The organism is Pseudoduganella flava, assembly GCF_007830495.1.
Lineage (GTDB): Bacteria > Pseudomonadota > Gammaproteobacteria > Burkholderiales > Burkholderiaceae_D > Rugamonas > Rugamonas flava.
In genome coordinates, this window is sequence record NZ_VLKW01000018.1 from 1 (window position 1) to 21,277 (window position 21,277).

General features: G+C 67.3%; 15 protein-coding genes. 6 read left to right on the forward strand and 9 right to left on the reverse strand.

The annotated features are described in order from the left end of the window. The 5 genes from IP92_RS28515 to IP92_RS28535 all read right to left on the reverse strand — a co-directional run. A partial coding sequence (locus IP92_RS28515) for a helix-turn-helix domain-containing protein (protein WP_145881857.1) occupies window positions 1-240 on the reverse strand: 240 nt, incomplete at its 3' end. Between the two features lie 136 nt (window positions 241-376). Further along, window positions 377-1,507 (reverse strand): acyl-CoA dehydrogenase family protein, encoded by a 1,131-nt coding sequence (locus tag IP92_RS28520; RefSeq protein ID WP_145881859.1) that lies wholly within the window; start codon window positions 1,505-1,507, stop codon window positions 377-379. A 9-nt stretch (window positions 1,508-1,516) separates the two neighbouring features. Further along, complete coding sequence (locus tag IP92_RS28525) at window positions 1,517-2,707, reverse strand: acyl-CoA dehydrogenase family protein (RefSeq protein ID WP_145881860.1); 1,191 nt, start codon at window positions 2,705-2,707, stop codon at window positions 1,517-1,519. Between the two features lie 68 nt (window positions 2,708-2,775). Next, window positions 2,776-3,765, reverse strand: a complete 990-nt coding sequence (locus tag IP92_RS28530; RefSeq protein ID WP_145881862.1) for an NAD-dependent epimerase/dehydratase family protein — start codon at window positions 3,763-3,765, stop codon at window positions 2,776-2,778. Window positions 3,766-3,781: 16 nt separating this feature from the next. Continuing rightward, entirely contained in the window at window positions 3,782-4,663 is an 882-nt protein-coding gene (locus IP92_RS28535; RefSeq protein WP_229419020.1) for a LysR family transcriptional regulator, read from the reverse strand. Between the two features lie 195 nt (window positions 4,664-4,858). On the opposite strand from IP92_RS28535, the gene IP92_RS28540 reads away from it, so the two are divergent. From IP92_RS28540 to IP92_RS28555, 4 genes are all read left to right on the forward strand, one after another. Next, window positions 4,859-5,827 carry an alpha/beta fold hydrolase gene (locus IP92_RS28540; RefSeq protein WP_145881866.1) on the forward strand — a complete coding sequence of 323 codons (969 nt, stop codon included), beginning with the start codon at window positions 4,859-4,861 and terminating at the stop codon, window positions 5,825-5,827. Between the two features lie 364 nt (window positions 5,828-6,191). Continuing rightward, window positions 6,192-8,021: a rhamnogalacturonan lyase gene (locus IP92_RS28545; RefSeq protein ID WP_199271865.1), complete on the forward strand. Its 1,830-nt coding sequence runs from the start codon at window positions 6,192-6,194 to the stop codon at window positions 8,019-8,021. Window positions 8,022-8,097: 76 nt separating this feature from the next. Further along, window positions 8,098-9,039 carry a diacylglycerol/lipid kinase family protein gene (locus IP92_RS28550; protein WP_145881870.1) on the forward strand — a complete coding sequence of 314 codons (942 nt, stop codon included), beginning with the start codon at window positions 8,098-8,100 and terminating at the stop codon, window positions 9,037-9,039. A gap of 138 nt (window positions 9,040-9,177) precedes the next feature. After that, entirely contained in the window at window positions 9,178-10,044 is an 867-nt protein-coding gene (locus IP92_RS28555; RefSeq protein WP_145881872.1) for a GIN domain-containing protein, read from the forward strand. 6 nt (window positions 10,045-10,050) lie between these two features. On the opposite strand, the gene IP92_RS28560 is transcribed toward IP92_RS28555, so the two are convergent. Beyond that, on the reverse strand, window positions 10,051-12,264 hold the full coding sequence (locus IP92_RS28560; protein ID WP_145881874.1) for an NHL repeat-containing protein: 2,214 nt from the start codon (window positions 12,262-12,264) through the stop codon (window positions 10,051-10,053). 133 nt (window positions 12,265-12,397) lie between these two features. Here IP92_RS28560 and IP92_RS28565 point away from each other — a divergent pair, with 133 nt between their 5' ends. Continuing rightward, on the forward strand, window positions 12,398-14,032 hold the full coding sequence (locus IP92_RS28565; RefSeq protein ID WP_145881876.1) for a catalase: 1,635 nt from the start codon (window positions 12,398-12,400) through the stop codon (window positions 14,030-14,032). 56 nt (window positions 14,033-14,088) lie between these two features. Here the strand turns inward: IP92_RS28565 and IP92_RS28570 are convergent, their stop codons facing one another. From IP92_RS28570 to IP92_RS28580, 3 genes are read right to left on the reverse strand one after another with little or no spacing between them, the layout of a single operon-like run. Beyond that, a complete protein-coding gene (locus IP92_RS28570) occupies window positions 14,089-16,257 on the reverse strand; it encodes a xanthine dehydrogenase family protein molybdopterin-binding subunit (RefSeq protein WP_145881878.1) in 2,169 nt (722 codons plus the stop codon). Next, complete coding sequence (locus IP92_RS28575; RefSeq protein ID WP_145881881.1) at window positions 16,254-17,264, reverse strand: FAD binding domain-containing protein; 1,011 nt, start codon at window positions 17,262-17,264, stop codon at window positions 16,254-16,256. The genes IP92_RS28570 and IP92_RS28575 overlap by 4 nt, the downstream gene beginning before the upstream one ends. Then, on the reverse strand, window positions 17,261-17,755 hold the full coding sequence (locus IP92_RS28580) for a (2Fe-2S)-binding protein (RefSeq protein WP_145881882.1): 495 nt from the start codon (window positions 17,753-17,755) through the stop codon (window positions 17,261-17,263). Before IP92_RS28580 ends, IP92_RS28575 begins: the two co-directional genes overlap by 4 nt. Before the next feature lie 241 nt (window positions 17,756-17,996). Here IP92_RS28580 and IP92_RS28585 point away from each other — a divergent pair, with 241 nt between their 5' ends. Then, window positions 17,997-21,110 carry a heparinase II/III domain-containing protein gene (locus IP92_RS28585; protein WP_158206873.1) on the forward strand — a complete coding sequence of 1,038 codons (3,114 nt, stop codon included), beginning with the start codon at window positions 17,997-17,999 and terminating at the stop codon, window positions 21,108-21,110. The last annotated feature ends 167 nt before the right edge of the window (window positions 21,111-21,277 follow it).

Genomic DNA, 21,277 nt, shown 5'->3' on the forward strand with positions numbered 1-21,277 from the left:
CAACGCCAGTACTTGCATCTCAAGCTCGCCGTCAGCAGTGACGGGGGAAGAGTGCGGCTGCCGGGATCGATCAAGCAGCCCGAGCTCTCCGCCGGCACGATAACGCTCCAGCCACTTGTAGGCAGTTTTCCGGCTAACACCGAATCGACGGCAAAGCTCGGCAATGTTAGCTGAAGGCCTGAGTGCAAGCAGAACGAATTCCTGTCGAGATGACATAGAGGTGGACTCCTTCCAAGGCATTGCACGCTCCTGTAAGTGGCTGTGCAATGATCATAAAAGGTGTTACCTATGTCTCCCGACAGGTGTTACCTATGTGTCCCGACAAAACACCCGCCGGGTCTGACCCTGCGGGACACGGGCTCGACAGTACTACCGGTCAAGCAACGTCGCGGAAGCCCGGCTGCGCCGCGAAACGGCGCAGGTGGTGATCCGTATCGCCCAACGTCAGCCCGATCGTCGTCAGCCGCTTGAACCAGTGCGCGGCCGGCAGTTCGTCGGTCACGCCGATACCGCCGTGCAGCTGGACGGCTTGCTGGCCGACGAACCGGGCCGCTTCGCCGACCCGCGCCTTGGCTGCCGACACGACGCGGCGGCGTTCTTCCACATCGGGTGAATCCGCCTTCACGGCGGCCAGCAGCGCGATCGAGCGGGCCTGCTCCAGGTGGATGAACATGTCCGCCATCCGGTGCTGCAACGCCTGGAACTTGCCGATCGGGCCGCCGAACTGCTGGCGCGTCTTCAGGTAGTCGAGGGTAGCCGCGAACAGCGCATCCATCACGCCCACCGCCTCGCCGCACAGCAGCGCGGCGCCGTAGTCGGCCGCCGCTTCCAGCACGTCCCAGCCGGCGCCGGGCGTGCCCAGCGGCGTGGCCGGCGCATGGTCGAACGTGATCGTGGCGGCACGCTGGCCGTCGATCGCGCGCACGTCGTGGATCACGAGGCCGGACGTGTCGGCGTCAACGACGAACAGCGAAATGCCGTCCCGGTCGCGCTGCTCGCCATGGCTGCGCGCCGAGACGATGAACGCATCGGCCTGGCCCCCATGCAGCACGACGGTCTTGACGCCGGAGACGGCGGCCGCATCCAGCGGGCCGGACGCTTTCGTGACGATGTCCGCCAGGTCGTGGCGCGACTGCGGCTCGCCCAGCGCGCAGGCCAGCTTCAACTCGCCGGCCGCCACCTGCGCCAGCATCTCTTCCTGGCCGCCGGCCAGCTGCAGGAAGCGTGCACCCAGCATCGTCGCGAAGTACGGTTCGACGACGAGGCCGCGGCCCAGTTCCTGCATCACGACGAACATGTCCGCCGCCGTGCCGGCAAAACCGCCCTGCGCCTCCGCGATCGGCAGCGCCGTCAGGCCCAGCTCGACCAAGGTGCTCCACGCTTGCGGCGACGTGCCCGTGTCTGAGCGGACGATGGCGCGGCGCGCGTCGAACGTGTAATCGCGCTCGATCCAGCGGCGCAGTGCGTCGGCCAGCTGCCGTTGTTCTTCCTTCAGTTCAAAGTGCATGGCGCCTCCTCACAGTCCCAGGATCATCTGGGCGATGATGTTCTTCTGGATTTCGTTGGAACCGCCGTAGATCGACGTCTTGCGGTAGTTGAAGTAGTACGCGGCCAGCGGCGCAGTGTCCTCGTCGCCCGTCACCGGGTGCGCGGCGCGCCCTTCCAGGTAATCCGGCTCGAACGGCAGCGCGGCCGGGCCCAGCGCCTCGACCATCAGCTCCGTCAGCATCTGCTGCACTTCGGTGCCCTTCACCTTCAGCAGCGACGCCTGCGGCCCCGGCGCCTGGCCTTCCTGGGCGATCGTGCGCAGCACGGTGACCTCGAGGGCCATCAGCTCGACCTCCACCTGCGCGACCTTGGCGGCAAACTGCGGATCGTCCAGCAGCGGCCGGCCGCCATCCTGCTGGCGCAGCGCCAGCTGCTTCAGGAAGCCCAGCTCGCGCTTGCTGCGCCCGACCGCGGCGATGCCGGTGCGCTCATGGCCCAGCAGGTACTTCGCATACGTCCAGCCCTTGTTTTCCTGGCCGATCAGGTTGCGCACAGGGACGCACACATTATCGAAGAAGACTTCGTTGATCTCGTGTTCCTCGTCCAGCATGATGATGGGCCGCACCGTGATGCCGGGGCTCTTCATGTCGATCAGCAGGAACGAGATGCCTTCCTGCTTGCGCACGGTCGGATCGGTGCGCACGAGGCAGAAGATCATGTCGGCATGCTGGGCCAACGTGGTCCACGTCTTCTGGCCGTTGACGATGTAGTCGTCGCCATCGCGTACCGCCGTCGTCTTCAGCGACGCGAGATCGGAGCCGGCACCCGGTTCCGAATAACCCTGGCACCACCAGTCGTCGCAATCGCGGATGCGCGGCAGGTAATAGGCTTTCTGTTCGGCGTTCCCGAACGCCATGATGACGGGCGCCACCATGTTGACGCCGAACGGCAGGATCTGCGGCGTGCCGGCGCGGGCGCACTCGTCGTCCCAGATGTGGCGCTGCGTCGCGCTCCAGCCCGGGCCGCCGTACTCGACGGGCCAGGCCGGCACCGACCAGCCGCGCTGCGCAACGATCTTGTGCCAGCGCACGTAGTCGTCCTTCGTCAGCCGCAGGTGCTTGCGCACCTTGTGCCGCAGGTCCGGCGGCAGATGCTCGGCGAGGAAGGCGCGCACGTCGGCGCGGAAAGCCTCATCCTCGGCGGTGTAGTTCAAGTCCATGCGGTCTCCTCGTTATCGATGTTTGAATAGCACGGTCGTTTGATTCTACCCCAGGCAGGCGGCCGCGGTCACACCGGATAGGGACCGTCGTCGAACACGCGGTCGTGATAGCCCTTGCTGCCGATCTGTTGTGCGAGGGGGCTGCGGATGTCGGCATCGATGGCTTGCGTGGCTAGGCGTGCCAGCACGCCGGCGAAGTCGTGGCGCGGCTGCCAGCCCAGCGCAGTACGCGCCAGCGTGTTGTCGTACACGCGGTCGAGCGTGGGGAACAGCGCCCAGCCGCGCCGCGCATACTCGGCCGCGCAGGCCGGCACCCGCTCGCGTACCACCGCCGCCGCATCGGTACGCAATGCGGCCACGTCGTCGCGCGTAAAGGGCGTGGTGGCGCTGACGATGTAGCGGCCGAAGCGCAATGCCGGCGCGCGCTCCATGGCCAGCAGGTGGGCGTCGACGATGTCCTCGATGTCGGCGCGGCGGTGCAGGAATTCGTTGACCTTCACGTTCGCATCGGCATAGCGCTCGCGCGTGTCGCGCGCATCGTCGGCCTCCGGGAAGAAGCGCGACGTGCGCAGCACGACGACGGGCAGGCCGTGCTGGCGGGCGAACAGCTCGCACAGGCTTTCGGCGGCCAGCTTCGTGACGCCGTAGATGTTCTTCGGGATCGGCGTCACCGTCTCGTCGATCCACGCGGCGGGACTTCCCGCCGGCGGCGTCATCGCGGCGCCGAACACGCTGGTGCTGCTCGTCATGACGACACGTTGCACGCCCGCGGCCAGCGCCGCCTCCAGCACGTTCAGCGTGCCGTGCACATTGGTATCGACGAACTGCGCGCGGGTGTGCGTGGCCACGTGCGGCTTGTGCAGCGTGGCGGCATGCAGCACGGCGTCGCTGCCGCGCATTGCCGCGCACAGCGCATCCGGGTCGGTGATCGATGCCACCGCGCCGGTGAATGGCGACGGCAGGATGTCGAGCCCCACCACGTCGTGTTCCTGCGCGCGCAGCACGCGCACCAGCGCCTCGCCCAAATGGCCGGTACTGCCCGTCACCAGTATCCGCATCGCGCCTCCCGGGTTTTCAGTCACACAGGCGGTGGCGGCTCTCCTCGTACAGCGCGGCGATCCAGGCCGCCACCACCTTGAACCGGCCGATCGCTCCCGCGTCGCGATGGCTCAGCAGCCACAGCTCGCGGAACACCTCGGCCCCTTGCGAGAGCCGTACGAGACCGTCCCGGCCCTCGATGATACACGGCAGCAGCGCCAGCCCGACACCGGCGCGGCATGCCTGGACCATCGTCGACAGGCTGTTCACGCGCAGCGCGATGCGCGGTTCCGGTGCCAGGCGGGCAAGCCAGCGCATCTCCGGCAGGTGGCACTTGGCTTCCTCGTGGGCGATCCACGGCTGCTCGCCCCAGCGTTCGCGCGGCACCTGCGCGTACGGCCCCGCGCCATACACTGCCCAGCCGATGTCGCCGAGGCGGCGCATCAGCACCGCCGCGTCGTCCGTGGGCTGGGCCAGGCGCAGCGCGAAGTCGGCCTCGCGGCGCGTGAACGACACGTTCTGGTTGTCGGCGAACAGCTGCACCTCGACTTCCGGGTGCTGCGCCGTGAAGGCCGGCAGGTGACGCACGAGCCAGTGATCGAACAGGAAGTCGATCGCGGACAGGCGCACGGGCCCGGCCACGGTATCGGCCTCGCGCGCCGACGCGAGCAGCATGCTCTGCACGTTGCCGAACACGGCTTCGCCATGTTCGACGAACACCTGGCCGGGCTCCGTAAGGTGCCAGCGCGTGGTGTCGCGCGTGAACAGGCGCAGGTTCAGCGCCTTTTCGGCGGCGGCGATGCGGCGGCTGATCGTCGAGCCATCCATGCCCAGCTCGCGTCCCGTCGCGCTCATGCTGCCGGTGCGGGCGAGCGCCAGGATCAGCGGGATGTCGTTCCAGTCGAAGTCGTTTGCCATCGGTAGCTTGTCGTTCTCTGCCTTGTGGGGGATCCGCATTTTTGCAAAGCGGGTTTGCAGTCTTGCCCATTCTCAACACCCCGTCCGCTGCCCTACCATGCTTTCCATCGGATGACGTCACGGCAAGCCTGAACGAGGCTGTCGCGATCATCGCACACGACCTGGAACATTCACATTACACAGAAGGAAGACATCATGAGCAACGAGAACAACATCAACCTGTCCCGCCGTTCCGCCCTGATGGGCAGCGCCGCCCTTTCAGCGCTGGCCGCCGTGCCGCTGGCCGCCGGCTTTGCCGGGGAAGCGGCCGCCGCGCCGCAGAAAGCCGTGCGCAAGACGGCCAGCACGTTCACGACCCGCGACGGCGTCGAGATCTACTACAAGGACTGGGGCCATGGCCAGCCGATCGTGTTCAGCCACGGCTGGCCACTGAACTCGGACAGCTGGGAATCGCAGATGATCCACCTGGCCAACAATGGGTTCCGCGTGATCGCCCACGACCGCCGCGGCCACGGCCGCTCGAGCCAGCCCTGGGACGGCAACGACATGGACCACTACGCCGACGACCTGGCCCAGCTGATCGAGCTGCTGGACCTGAAGGACGCGATCCTGGCCGGCTTCTCGACGGGCGGCGGCGAAGTGGCGCGCTACGTGGGCCGCCACGGCACGAAACGGGTGGCCAAGCTGGCGCTCGTCTCCGCCGTGCCGCCGATCATGGTGAAGACGCCGTTCAATCCGGGCGGCCTGCCGATCGACGTCTTCGACGGCATCCGCGCCGCGCAGCTGGCAAACCGCTCGCAACTGTACTTGGACATCCCGTCCGGCCCGTTCTACGGCTTCAACCGCCCCGGCGCGAAGGTGTCGCAAGGCCTGATCCAGTCGTGGTGGATGCAGGGCATGATGGGCGGCCACAAGAACACCTACGACTCGATCAAGGCGTTCTCCGAAACGGACTTCCGCGCCGACCTGGCGAAGTTCGACAAGCCGACGCTGATCATCCACGGCGACGACGACCAGATCGTGCCGATCGACGCAGCGGGCCGCGCCTCCGCGAAGATCGTCAAGCACGCCCAGCTGATCGTCTACCCCGGCGCCCCGCACGGCCTGACGGACACGCACAAGGACAAGGTCAACGCCGACCTGCTGGCGTTCGCCAAAGCGTAAGCCGCAGGGTGCCAGGAAAACAACACACACCACCGGGGACAGTCCCTGGTGTTGTTTTCAAACCAGCTCAACTGCCCATAACGCACCAGGGACTGTCCCTGGTGTTGTTTTGAGACCAGCGCAAGCGCAGCGCGATCTTTGGAGCTCCCGCTCATCTTCGTGAGTGCTTGCAGGCGCCGCGTTGACACCGCTTTGCCCAGTCCCGATACTCGGTTCCCACCCCAGCCTGGTCACGCGGCGTGATGGCCGGCCGCAGATGCACGGCCTCGGCGCGACCTGCGCCGGCGATGCAAAGCCCGTGCGCGCATGGAAGGAGACATCCGTGGCGCGCATTCCCATCGTCGTTCTCATGAGTGGTGAACCTATGACCCGAAACTTTGCACCGATAGCGCTGCTGACGCTCGCGCTGACACAGTCCGCCGTTGCCGCGCAAGGCAAGCAGGTGGAAAAACTGGACCGCGGCGCCGTCGCGATCGCAACCGCCAACGGCGTGTTCGTCAGCTGGCGCGTGCTCGGCACCGACGACGCCGAGACGCGTTTCAATATCTACCGCGATGGCGTGAAGCTCAATGCCGCGCCGCTCGACGTGTCCAACTACGCCGATGCCGGCGGCACCGCCTCGGCCGCGTATGCGATCCGTCCCGTCGTCAAGGGCAAGGAAAAGCAGGCCGAAGCCGCGCAGGCCACGTGGAACCAGCCATACCTGCGCATCCCGCTGCAGCAGCCGGCAGGCGGCACCACGCCGGACGGCGTGGCCTACACGTACGACGCCAACGACGGCACGCCGGCCGACCTCGATGGCGACGGCCAGTACGAATTGATCGTCAAGTGGCAGCCCACCAATGCGAAGGACAACTCGCAATCCGGCTACACCGGCAATACCTATATCGATGCCTACCGCCTGGACGGCAAGCGCCTGTGGCGCATCGACCTGGGCCGCAACATCCGCGCCGGCGCGCACTACACGACGATGGTCGCGTATGACCTCGACGGCAATGGCCGCGCCGAAGTGATGCTGAAGACGGCCGACGGCACCGTCGACGGCACCGGCACCGTGATCGGCGACGCCGATGCCGACTACCGCAACAGCGCCGGCTACATCCTGTCCGGCCCGGAATTCCTCACCGTGTTCGACGGCCGCACCGGCAAGGCGCTGGCGACGACGAACTACCTGCCGGCGCGCGGCACCGTGGGCAGCTGGGGCGACAACTACGGCAACCGGGTCGACCGCTTCCTCGGCGGCGTAGCCTACCTGGACGGCCGCCGTCCCAGCGCCATCTTCTCGCGCGGCTACTACACGCGCGCCGTGATCGCCGCCTGGGACTACCGCGACGGCCAGCTGACGAGCCGCTGGGTATTCGACACCGACGCCGAAGGCAGCGCCGCGCGCGGCCAGGGTGCCCACTGGTTCTCGGTGGCCGACGTCGATGGCGACAGCCGCGACGACATCATCTATGGCGCTGCGACGATCGGTAGCGACGGCCACCTGCTGTACTCGACGAACCTGTGCCATGGCGATGCCCTGCACGTCGGCAAGCTCGATCCGTCCCGCCCCGGCCAGCAGATCTACATGGTGCACGAAAGCCCGTCGTGCTACGGCACCGCGGGGGCGGAGATGCACGATGCCGCCACCGGCAAGCTGCTGTGGAGCGTGGCGACGACGGGCGACGTGGGCCGCGGCGTCTGCATGGACATCGACCCCGCCTATCCGGGCGAGGAATGCTGGGCGTCGCGCGGCGGCCTGATGGCGGCGAACGGCACCGAGATCTCGGCCACGCACCCGAACCGCATCAACTTCGCCAGCTGGTGGGACGGCGACCTGCTGCGCGAATCGCTGGACGGCGTCGGCATCGACAAGTGGCAGCCCGCCACCGCCACGTTCGAACGCATCCTCGACGGCAGCCTGTACGACGCGGCGTCGAACAACGGCACCAAGGCCACGCCGGTGCTGTCGGCCGACATCCTGGGTGACTGGCGCGAGGAAGTCGTGTGGCGCACGGCCGACAACAGCGCGCTGCTGGTGTTCAGCACGACGGCGCCGACGGCGAGCCGCATCCCGACGCTGATGCACGATCCGCAGTACCGCGCCCAGGTGGCGGGCCAGAACGCCGGCTACAACCAGCCCCCGCACCCGAGCTTCCACCTCGGCCACGGCATGGCCCCCGTCGTGCAGGCGCCGATCTTCACGCGCTGATGGCCGACAGCGCGCGGCGCTGCTCGGCAGTGCCGTGCGCACCGGTGCGCCGGGCAGTGATACAGTTCGGCGCACCATGACCGAAAACCTCCCTGCCGACGCGCCGCTGTACATCGTGCTCAATGCCGGTTCCGGCGCTGCCGAAACGGCCGAGCGCCGCGCGGCGATCGAACAGACGTTGACGGCCGCCGGCCGCCGCTTCCACCTGCATCTGATCGAAGATGCCAGCACGCTCGACGAGGCGGCCACCGCCCATGCGGGCGCCGCGTGCAAGCACGGCGGCATCCTCGTTGCCGCCGGCGGCGACGGCACGATCAATGCCGTCGCGCGCCAGGCCGTCGCCCACGGCTGCCCGTTCGGCGCGCTGCCGCAAGGGACGTTCAATTATTTCGGCCGCACGCACGGTATCCCGGAAGAGCTGGCCGATGCCGTGCACGCGCTGCTGACGGCCACGATCCAGCCCGTGCAGATCGGCTCCGTCAACGGCCACATCTTCCTCGTCAACGCCAGCATCGGCCTGTATCCGAAGCTGCTGGAGGAAAGGGAGCAGGACAAGCGGCAGTTCGGCCGCAGCCGCTTCGTCGCGCTGCTGTCGGCGCTGAAGACGATCCTGATGCCGCACCGGCGCCTGCGCCTGACCCTGGAGACCGAAGGCCGCACGCTGCGCCTGCGCACCCCCACGCTGTTCGTCGGGAACAACCGGCTGCAGATGGAACAGGTGGGTCTCGCGGAACTGGCCCCGGACGTGGCGGAAGGCGAACTGACCGCCGTCGCGCCGAAGCCGGTCGGCCGGCTCGGCATGCTCGGGCTGCTGTTCCACGGCGCGCTGGGCCGGATGGCCGACACCGGCGACGTCACCGCGTTCGGCTTTCGCCGGATGACGGTGCACACGCCGTTCTACGGCCGCAAGCGCGTCAAGGCGGCCGTCGACGGCGAGCTGCTGACGCTGTCCACGCCGCTGCAGTTCGAGGCGCTGGAAGGCCGCCTGCGGCTGCTGCTGCCGCGCCGGGAAGGCTAAGGTCTTCCCCCGGAAGACGCAGGCACGCAACGCCAACGCGCAGTTCATCACGCATTTTCGGCACTTCGTCGCATCCGGCGCCCGGCCGTGCGCACGCGGCGCTACGATGGCAACATCCGTCCGTTCCTGGAGAGTGCCATGCGCCCGCCCACCTTGTCCGCCCTGCCCGCCCTCATCGCGACCATCCTGGCCGGCTGCGTGATCGTCGTTCCCGGCGACCGGCATGCGGCGGACGGCGCCACACTCGAGGGCGACGGCAACGTCGTCGCCGAGACCCGCGCGGTGGACGGCGCCCCCGCGCTGGAACTGGCCGGCCGCCGCCAGGTCGACCTCGATGTCGCCGTCCAGGTGGGCGCCGCGCCGGCGCTGTCGCTCGAGGGGGATGCCAACGTTCTGGCGCACCTGCACACGGAAACCCGCGGAGGCACGCTGCGCATCTGGAGCGACCGCGACGTGCATGCGACGCAGCCGGTGCGGGTGCGCTACACGGTGCCGCGGCTGGAGCGGCTGGAAACGGCCGGCTCGGCCGGCACCCACGTCAGCGGCCTGGCCGGCGGCACGCTGCATGTCGTGCAGCGCGGCTCCGGCCGGATCGAGCTGCGCGGCCACGTCGACCGGCTCGAAGCGGTGAACAGTGGCTCGGGGCGGTTGGTCGCCGACGCGCTCGACGCCGGCAGCGCACGGGTCGCGCTGAACGGCTCCGGCCGGGTCAGCGTCGGCGGCGTGCATGGCGATGCATTGCAGGCCCAGCTCTACGGTTCCGGCACGCTGACGGCGCGCGGCGAGGTGCGGCAGGCCGACGTCACCGTGTACGGCTCCGGCGACGCGGAACTGGCCGGCCTGCACGCGGCCAGCGCCGACCTGGCCACGACGGGTTCCGGCGACATCGCGATCGCCGTCACCGGCCGGGTCACGACGCACACGAACGGCGCCGGCTCGATCACCATCTATGGCGATCCGCTTGAGCGCAGCGTGGCCGGCAAGGGCACCGCGTTCGTGCGCTGACCGCAGTTACTCGATTTCGATCGGCAAGTCGCGCCCTTCGGTGGCGACGTTGCCCGCGTAATCGGCCGCATAGATGCGCAGCGTGTAGCGGCCCGGCGCGATGTCGGCGACGTGCCACGTGCCCGGCGTGGCGCGACCGTCTTCCAGCCGGTTGTTGACGGCGTAGGCGAACTGCGTGGCCTTGCTGCCATAGACCGTGATGCCGCTGCTGGCCGCGTACACGAGCTTCACGGCCTCGGGATTACGCGGCAGCCGGTCGTACACCTGCGTGATGCGCGGCTGTTCGTAGCCCGGCGCCGGCGTGCCGTCTTCGTGCAGCAGCTGGTAACCCAGCTTGTACAGGCCGAGGCGGCGGCGCGCCAGGTTGCCGTCCATCTGGTCCCACGCATCGACGACGATGTCCACGTCGCCCACGGAACGCGGCACGCGCACCCGTCGCGGCGGCGCCGGCTCGGCCGGTTGCGCCTTTTTCCTGCCCTTGATTTTCTTCGCGATCGGCTCGCGCGGCGCGCCCAGGCGCTTGCCGCGGTCGGCCAGCAGCACGATGCTCTGCACGCGTGGCGCCACCGTGTCGCGCAGGCCCACGAACGGCAGGCTGAGAGGATTCTCGATGCCGCCGGCCGGGAAGTAATCCAGGTGCACGTGCGCCATCGGGTTGATCGTGCCCAGCACGTCGCCGACGGCGAAACGGGTGCCCCGTTGGACGCGCACGCGGGCCGGCTTGCCGCGCCGGTCCGTCAGCACGGTGAAGCGCCCGTCCAGCGCCTTGTCCTTGCGGTCGCGCCCCACCTTCATGTGAATGTACGACAGCGTGCCCACGCTCAGCCCTTCGGACAGCGTGGCATAGCCCCAGTTCGGATACGGGTCGGTGACTTTCGCAGCGGCCGCGGCGACGACCTTCGCGCCGACGTCGGCCCGCACGTCCAGGCCCGCGTGGAAGTGATCGCGGCTCTCGCCATCGAAATTGCCGCGCACCTCGCCCATCACACCCACCACCTCGTGCGGCGCATCCTGCGGCAAGACGGGCCATGGCATGGTCTTCCGCTGCGGCACAGGTTTCGGCCGCGCGGCGGCCACCGGTGCCGCCGCAGCGCCATGGGCCGCCGGTGCCAGCCGCATCACAGCGAAGCCCAGCGCATCGGCGACAACGAGGCCGCCGTCGCGCTGCACGGCGATTCCGCGCGGGCCGGACAGCTGCACCGAACCGTCGCTGCCGTACTCCGGCTCCACCGGCCGTCCCATCTCGCCGATCGGCCGGTATTCGCCATCGGGCGCCACCTGCAGCACGCGCCCGCCGGCACCGGCCGTCACGTACAGATAGCCATCGCGCGTCACCGCGATGCCCATCGGCCGGCGCAGGATCGCGCGCCGTTCGCCTTGCGGCGGCACCGCGACCGTCGTCACTACGCCGTCCGTGCCGATACGGCGTACAGCGTGGTTGCCCGTATCGGCGACGAACAGCGTGCCGTCCGGCGCCACCGCGATGCCGCTCGGCGTGTCGAAGGCGGCAGCCGCCGCCGGGCCATCGTCGTCGCCCGGCTGCCCGCTGCCTGCGATCGTCGTCACGGTGCCGTCGGGCGCGATGCGGCGGATGCGGTCGTTGTACGTGTCGGCTACATACACGATGCCCGCGTCGTCGACGGCGATGCCGACCGGGCCGTTGAAGCGTGCCGCGGCGCCCTTGCCGTCCGCGTCGCCGGGCTGGCCATTGCCGGCCAACGTCGTCACGGTGCCGTCCGGTGAGACCTTGCGGATCGCGTGGTTGCCCGTGTCGGCCACGTACAGGTTGCCCTGGTGGTCCAGCGCGACGGCGGACGGCGTATTGAAGTGCGCCGCGGCGCCCTTGCCGTCGGCATAACCTTCCGTGCCGCCGGCCAAGGTGGCCACGCGGCCGTCCGGCGCGATCGTGCGGATGCGATTGGCGTCGCCGCCATCGGCGACGTAGACGGTGCCGCGCGGCCCGGCCGCGATGCCGAACGGATCGCTGAACACAGCCTGCGCGGCGGCGCCGTCGGCTACGCCGGGCACGCCGGTGCCGGCCAGCGTGGCGACACGCGCGCTCCAGAAACGGTCAGTGCGGGTCTGCGCCGGCGTCAGCACGGCGGGTGCCCCGGCATTCCCTGCCGGCCCGGCGGGCGCCATGGTCCAGTGGTGGATCGCGGCGGCGCCGGCCAGCAGCACGGCACCGCCCAGCGCCGTATAGAGGAGTTTTTGGTTCATGCGTACGACAGGTGTTCAGGAGGCGCAAGCTTAGCAGATCGGTTGCGCATCGGTACTGCGCGCCGCGGCCACAGGGCGCTGGCTAGAATGGCACCGGCCGCACGGCGGCCCGCCATGACCAGAAAGGACAGCCATGAAGCACAAGCCAGAATCTCATCAGCCCGATCGACCGGACGGCGAACGCCCCATCCTGACGACGCGCCAGGGCCACCCGGTGCGCGACAACCAGGCGCTGCGCTCGGTGGGCGAGCGCGGCCCGGCCACGCTGGAGAATTACCAGTTCATCGAAAAGATCACGCACTTCGACCGCGAGCGCATTCCCGAGCGGGTCGTCCATGCGCGCGGCACCGGCGCGCACGGCTACTTCGAAGCCTACGGCAAGATCGGCAACGAACCGGCCGCGAAGTACACGCGTGCCCGCGTGCTGAACGAGACGGGCGTGCAAACGCCCGTATTCGTGCGCTTTTCCACCGTCATCGGCGGCAAGGATTCGCCGGAAACGGCACGCGATCCGCGCGGCTTCGCCGTCAAGCTGAAGACCGTCGACGGCAACTGGGACCTGGTTGGCAACAACCTGAAAATCTTCTTCATCCGCGACGCGATCAAGTTCCCGGACATGATCCACGCGTTCAAGCCGGACCCCGTGACAAACCGCCAGGAACCGTGGCGCTTCTACGACTTCGTGTCGAACTCGCCGGAAGCGCTGCACATGGTCACGTGGGTCAAGAGCCCGTGGGGCATCCCGGCCAATTACCGCGAGATGGAAGGCGCCGGTGTCAACACGTACAAGCTCGTCAACGACCAGGGCGTTGCCCACCTCGTGAAGTTCCACTGGCAGCCGAAACAGGGCGTGCGCAACCTGACGGCGGCGCAGGCGGCCGAGATCCAGGCGCACGACGTGGGCCATGCGACGAAGGACCTGTACGAAGCGATCGAACGGGGCGACTATCCCGAGTGGGAATTCTGCGTGCAGATCATGAGCGACGACGACCATCCGGAACTCGACTTCGATCCGCTCGACGACACGAAACGCTGGCCGGAAGACCGCTTCCCGCTGCTGCCGGTGGGACGCATGGTCCTGAACCGCAACCCGGACAACGTGTTTGCCGAGACCGAGCAGTCCGCGTTCGGCACCGGTGTGCTGGTCGACGGCATCGACTTCTCGGACGACAAGATGCTGCAAGGCCGCACGCTGTCGTACTCGGACACGCAGCGTTACCGCGTGGGCCCGAACTACCTGCAACTGCCGATCAACGCGCCCCAGCAAGCCGCGCAGGCGCGCACGAACCAGCGCGACGGCCAGATGGCGTATCACGTCGACGACGGCGGCGCCAATAAACACATCAACTATGAGCCGAGCAGCCTGGGCGGCCTGCAGGAATCGCCCCCGCCGGCCCGCGAATACCGCCAGTGGGTCGAGGGCCACGTGGGCCGCTACCAGACCAGCCGCACGCAGGACGACTACCGCCAGGCGGGCGAACGTTACCGCACGTTCGAGGACTGGGAGCGCGACGAGTTGGTCAAGAACCTGGGCGACGACCTGCGCCAGTGCCCCGAGCCGATCGCGCTGCGGATGGTGTGGCACTTCTGGCATTGCGACGAGGAGTATGGGCGCCGCGTGGCCGAGGCGGCCGGCATCGACCTGGCCAAGGCACGCGCCTTGCCGCCGTTGCCGGGCAAGCCCGCACCGAACGCGGAGCGCGAGGTGCCGACCTATACGGACGGCAAGCAGGAGGCAGCGGCGCAGGAGGCGGCACCGGTAAAGTAAGGTGGGCCGCTGGCTGAGCCCGTGTCGCCGTGACCGGTGGTCCAGGCGACACGGGCTCAGGCCAGCAACGCCTCTATCGTCACCGGCAGCGAGCGTATCCGCCTGCCTGTCGCGTGATACACGGCCGCCGTGATCGCCGGTGCCACGCCGACCAGGCCGATCTCGCCGACGCCGCGCACGCCGTACTCGTTCAGCGCATGGTCCGGATGGTCGAGGAACGTGACGTCGACGTGCGGTGCGTCCGCATGCGTCACCATCATGTAGTCGGCCAGGTTGCCGTTCACCGGCGCGCCGTTGCGATGGTCGTAATGCGTGTGCTCCAGCAGCGCCATGCCGACGCCCATCTGCACGGCGCCCTCGATCTGGTTGCGCGCCGTCTTCGCGTTGACGATGCGGCCGCCGTCGATGACGCTGACCACGCGCCGCACGGCCAGCCGCGCAATGGCCGGCTGCCACGCCACCTCGACGAAGTGGCAGCCGAACGACTGGATCGACACGCTTTTCGCGTGCGGGTCCTTGAAGCTCCAGCGCGATTCGCCCTGCCCTTCGACATATTCCACGCCGGCGTGGCGCAGCACGTCCGCGAACGGCTGCGCGCCGTCGGCTCCCTTCACCATGCCTTCGACCAGCGCCAGCTCGCGCCCTTCCTGCTCGCGGCCGGCCACGTCCAGCAACTGGCGCGCCGCATGCCGGGCCGCCATCGCGACGGCCGTGGCCAGCGAAGCGGTGGCCATCGAGCCGCCCGACACGGGGCCCGGCGGCAGGTCCGTGTCGCCGATCTCCACGCGCACACGGTCCACGTCGAGCCCAAGCGCGTGCGCGGTCAGCTGCGCCAGCACCGTGCAGGTGCCCGTGCCGATGTCCTGCGTGGCCGAACGCACCGTGACCACGCCGTCGTCGTGCAGCCGGATCGCGCACTGGGCCGGGCGGCGCATGCCGAGCCAGGTGGCGCTGGCGACACCCCAGCCGAGGATCGTGTCGCCATCGCGCATCGCGCCGATGCCGGCATCGCGCCGCGCCCAGCCGAAGCGCTCGGCGCCCAGCTGCAGGCATTCGCGCAGGTGGCGCGACGAGAACGGCACGCCCTTCGATTCGTCCAGCTCCGGCTCGTTCAACAGCCGCAACGCGACGGGGTCGATGCCGAGGCGCACGGCCAGCTCGTCCATCGCCGACTCCAGCGCGAACATGCCGGGCACGGCGCCCGGGCCGCGCATCGCCGTGTTGACGCCGAAATCGCGCTGGCGCGAGCCGCCCGTCACGCGCAGGTTCGGGCAGCTGTACAGGTAACCGGTCGCTTCGCCGCACGCTTCGGACGACATGCCGGCGGGCGCGCTGTGGAACAGGAAGTCATGCTGCAGCGAGATCAGTTTGCCCTTGCCGTCGGCACCCAGGCGGATGCGCTGCTGCGTGTTGGTGCGGTGCCCCACCGAGCGGAACATCATCTGCCGGGTGACGACCAGTTTCACGGGGCGCTGCGCCAGCTGGGCGGCGCGGGCGGCCAGCAGCGAATGGCTCCACGGCCACAGCTTGCCGCCGAAGCCGCCGCCCAGGAAGGCGGTGACGACGCGCACGCGCTCTTCCGGCACCCGCAGCATCGCCGCCAGCACGCCGCGGTGGTTGACGATCGCCTGCGTGGTTTCATAGACGGTCAGGCTGTCGCCTTCCCAGCGCGCCACGGTCGCATGCAGCTCCATCGGATTGTGCGTCTCGATCGGCGTGCGGTACGTCTCGTCGATCGCGACGGGCGCGTGGGCGAATGCGCTGTCCGGGTCGCCCCGCTCCGTCTCCGTCTTCATCCTGCCCCCGGGTTCGAGTTCGGTGCGCACGTCCGGCGTTTCGGCATCGTAGTCGACCTGCACGAGGCGCACCGCGTCGCGCGCCTGCTCGAACGTGTCGGCCAGCACCAGCGCCACGTACTGGCCGTAATAGCGCACCTGGTCGTCCTGCATGGGCGGCACCTTCTCGTCGATCTCCAGCTTCGAGTCTTCCGGCAGCGCCGCGATGTGGCCGATGTTTTCGCGCGTGTAGATCGCCTGCACGCCCGGCATCGCCAGCGCCGCGCCGCAGTCGACGCGGCGGATCGTGCCGCGGCCGATGGTCGCGCACACGGGCAGCGCGATCAGCATCCCGGGGAAATGGTGGTCGGCCGTATAGCGGGCGTGGCCGCTGACCTTCCGCGGCCCGTCGATGCGCGGCAGGCCCGCGCCCAGTACGTCGTCTCTCATCGCAGTGCCTCCCCTGCCACGTTGCCGATCGCCTGCACGATGGCCCGCCGCGCCAGCTCCACCTTGAAGGCGTTGCCGGCTAATGGCCGCGCGTCGCGCAGCGCCGCCACCGCCGCCGCCTCGACGCCTTGCCGGCTCAAAGGCTTGCCCGTCAACGCATGTTCGGCCTCGATGGCCCGCCACGGCCGCGTCGCCACGCCGCCCAGCCCGATGCGGATGCGCTCCACGACGCCGCCTTCCACCGCCAGCACGACAGCGCATGAGGCCAGCGCGAATTCGTAGGATGCGCGGTCGCGCAGCTTCAGGTAGCCGGAGCGCGTGCCGTCCGGCAGCGCCGGCAAGGTCAGGTGGGTGACGAGGTCGCCTGGCTGCAGCGTCGTCTCGATATGCGGCGTGTCGCCCGGCACCAGGTGGAATTTCGAGAACGGTATCTCGCGCGCCCCGTGCAGGCCCGTCACGTGCACGCACGGCTCCAGCACGGCCAGCGCCGCGTTCATGTCGGAAGGATTCGTCGCGATGCAGTGCGCGCTGGTGCCCAGGATCGCGAGGTTGCGGTGGTAGCCGGCCATCGCGTCACAGCCGCTGCCGGGCGCGCGCTTGTTGCAGGCCATCGCCGCATCGCGGAAGTACACGCAGCGGGTGCGCTGCAGCAGGTTGCCGGCCGTCGTCGCCATATTGCGCAACTGGGCCGATGCGCCGGACAGCAGCGCTTCCGACAGCACGGGGTAGCCGCGCCGCACACGCTCGTCGTGGGCGAGGTCGCTGTTGCGCACCAGCGCGCCGATCGACAGCCCGCCGTCGGGCAGCGCCTCGATGCGGTCCAGGCCCAGCGGCGCCAGTTGCACGACATGGCGCGGGTGCTCGACGTCCAGCTTCATCAAGTCCAGCAAGGTGGTGCCGCCGGCCAGGTAGCGCACCTCGGCGCCCTGTTGCGCCGTCGACGCCGCGGCGCCCAGCAGCACCGCATCCTGCACGCTGGCGGCGCGGCGCAGTTCGAATTGCCTCATTTGCCGCCCTCCCGCCGCACCTGCTGGATCGCCGCGACGATGTTCGCGTAGGCGCCGCAGCGGCACAGGTTGCCGCTCATGCATTCGCGCACGTCCGCGTCGTCCCGCCCGCACGGCTCGTCCAGCAGCGCGACGGCTGACATGATCTGGCCGGACGTGCAATAGCCGCACTGGTAGCCGTCGTGCGCGACGAAGGCGGCCTGCATGGGGTGCAGGCGTTCGGGGGCGCCAAGACCTTCGATCGTCGTCACTTCGTCGCCCGCGTGCGCCAGCGCCAGCGCGAGGCACGCATTGATGCGGCGCCCGTTGACGTGCACGGTGCACGCGCCGCACTGGCCGTGGTCGCAACCCTTCTTCGTGCCGGTCAGGTGCAGGTGGTCGCGCAGGTAGTCGAGCAACGTGGTGCGCACGTCGACATTCACCGGCTGCTCGACGCCGTTGACGACGATGGTGGCGCCGCGCGCAGGGTGTGGCTTCTCCCGGTTCTGCATGTCGCTCCTTTCGCCCGGCGTGGCCAGGCCTGTAGTGCTCAACTACACGCAAAAATGCCGCGGTGCGGCGCACGATTGCGTTCTCGGCAATATTCTTTCACTGCATTCCTGAACAGACGGGTCCGCCCCGTCGACGGGCATGCCGTACAGGCGATCGGCGATCTCGTCCGTGACAATGTGTGACTTTTGGTATGTTAGCAATATGTTAATCTCGCCGCACGCTATCTATCAAGGAGCCCATATGTCCCCCATGCGTGTTATGCGCACCATCTCGGCAGCGGCCAGCCTCGTCTTCGCGACAAACGCGTTGGCGGCGGTAACGGAAGTGCCGCTACCCGAAATCAAAACAACTCATCCACGGCTGTATGCCTCCAAAGACGACATTGATGCCTTGCGGGCGAAACTAATGCCGGCCGTTCCCCTGCCCAAGGACGAGGGAACGGTGGAGTATACGTTCACACCTCAGGAGAGGAGCCGTCTCAATCCGGCCGATGCGGTGCTCTTCGGGACGTTGGATCAAGAGGTGGCACCGGACGGTACCAAGCCGAACTACATGTTCCTTCGTCACAAGGAGTTCGACACCGGGAAATTCGGTGTCGAGGTCGCTTTCGTCGGGAACGGTGCTCGCAAGAGTTCATATATCTACCTCACCCCCGGGGTCAGGACGACCATCAGGATGCATTACAACCGGCTGCAAGGTAAGGTTTCCGTTTCAGTAGACGGGAATACCGTCACGGGGTGGCCGACGGACCTCGCGTGGGCTCCCGGCAAATATCCCCAGCGATTCTATTTTGTCGGGCGCAAGGACGACAACGCCCACATCAGGGTCCTCGAAGGCCCGGAGCCAGGCAACGAAATCTGGACCAGTGACAGCATCGACTTCGACCTCACCGCGAATTGGTGGTTCCTCGAGAAGCAAACAAAGCAACTTGCTGTAGAGATCTCGAAATGTGACCCCAAGACCGAATACAGCCGTGAGAACGTGTGCAACGTATTGACCGCTGCCCGCAACGTGATCACCGACGCTGCGTACAGGCTCGGCCTGGTTTACCAGATAACGAAGGATAAGACCTATCTGGAGGCCGCCGCGACGTACGCCACGATGATCAATAATGCGCCATTGACTGCGGGGGACGAATGGTCGATGGGCGCGCGTGTGGGTGCGTTGGGGATCATCTACGACTGGTTTCATTACGAGCTGGAGAACCCGGACAACAATCCGGACTTCGTGCAATACGCGGCGCTCTATCGCGACATACCGGAGCGCATCGTGGCAACGATCAGGGCCGATATCACGAGCCCGGCGAATCGGGCAGACGACGACCTTATGGCAATGGTATGTGGCAAGGTCGGGCTCGACCCCAGCCCGGGCGTCTTGAGGTGCAACGGTCCGGCCAACATCGATGGCTATTACATCAGTGGGCACAATGCGAGTGCGATGCACGGCATGGCGCTCGGCTTGCTGGCGATCGCGGACAAGACCCGGAAGGCCGAGGTAACGCCTCTGCTGACGACGATCTACAGCCATCTCGTCAACGGCATCCTGACGGCCCGCGACATCATCTCGGTCGATGGCGGCAGCAACCAGCTGTTCGCCTATGGCGCCGGCGGCGGCGAGATCATCGAGCGCCTCATCATGTGGCGACGCGTACTCGACAATCCAGACAGGGATGGAGCCCAGCTCGACAGGGCATTCGTGCCGAAGCTGATCAAGCCTTTCATCTACGGATTACGCATGGGCTACTCCGACGGGAAGACCGCTTGGGAGAACTCATACCCCGCCAGCGGCGATAACTACGCTTTCGGGGTCACGGCCCAGGAAGTAGGATACATGGCGCTTGCGGCCGCCACGACCAAGCCTGACCCCGCGGCTTCCGATTATGACGAACAGGTCGAGGCCGCAGGCATTGCCACAACGTTCTACGAAGAGCACGTCAAGAAGTACCGCCGTCGCCTCTCGTTCGATCAGGTATTCGACGAATTGTATTTTCCTGTGGAAAAGGCGGCCCCGGTCGCGCTCACCAAGCAGCCTTTGGGCGCACGCTTCAGCGTCGCGGGCAATGCGCTGATGCGCGACACCTGGGATTACGACAATGCGGCGTTACTGGATTTTAAGTCGACTTCGTTCAGCAGCCAGAATCACCAGCACCTGGATCAGAACAGCTTCTCGCTGTTCTACAAGGCACCGTTACTGATCGATTCAGGTTCTTACGATAAATATGAATCACCGCACTGGTGGAACTATTACCGGCGGACGATCGCCCACAACAGTATCGTCGTTTTCGACAAGGACGAGATTTACGGGGATGGAACGTACAGCAACGACGGCGGCCAGTGGGATCGAGAGGCGGCTTACCCGACGCTGGCACAGATTACAGGCACGGGAAGCAATGTCCTCGGCGGCATTACCGCGTTCGAGAACGGCGAACGGTACAGCTATGTCGTAGGCAGTGCGAGCAAGGCTTATCAAGCCAAGGACTGTAATAACTCGCCAAAGCTCGAGTGCGAAAACGGATTCATACGCAGCATTGTTTACCTGCGGCCAACGAGCGGCAAACCGTTGATTGTGGTGCACGACCGCATCGAGTCGCCAAAAAAGCTCCCCGCCACGGCGCTGCTGCACAGCATAACGCGGCCGATGACCTACGGTGAGCAGTCCGGGGGAACTGACGGCAGATACTCGATCGTCGGCGCGTCGAATCCCCCTATCGTTATCCGGAACGGCGACGGCATGGTGACTGTCGAGCCAGTGCTGCCGGCGGGAGCGGCAATCAAGATCGTTGGCGGCAGCATTGAACATAGCGGACGCTGCCTGCAATCGATCGATTCGGATACGAGAACGGGCGACTGCCGCTTTACAGTACGCACGCGCAGCAAAGAGGGCACGTACGCATGGGTCAATTACCCGTACCAGGTAAATGACTCCAACAAAGACTTCCTGCAGGAAGTCGGCGCCTGGCGTATCGAGATCTCACCCGTTGCGGATGACGTCGCCACCGCTTCCCGCTACCAGTTCTTCCTGAACGTACTGCGGGTGGCGGACTACAACGAGGTGGCACCGATACCCCAGCAGAAAACGTCTGCGATTCTGCAAAGCAGCAACGGCAGCGCCAACGCGGTCGCACTGGATGCCAATACGTCGGTCGTATTCTACGTGGACAAATCGCTGCCCCTCAGGTGGACCCCGGCGCACACGGACAGCAACGTCCTGGTGATCGGCCTGAAGAAGGAGCTGCGGTACAAGGTACAGCCGGCGCCAGGCTCGGTGACCGAGTACACCGTGGTGGAGGCGGCGGATGGCACTCCCAGTTCGAAACACGGCGTACTGTATATCAAAGGGAAGAACCCGCTCTGATGTCTGCCCTGCGGGCCGGCGGCCCGCAAGCGACACGGGGCACCCATAAAAAACCAAAAAAAAGCCCGCCAAGCTGGCGGGCTGAAGTCTATTTCCTTGGAGGAGAATAGAGGAGACAGGTGAATTATGCTGCGCCGCGCCATATCGCGCAACTTTATTGTAGTGAT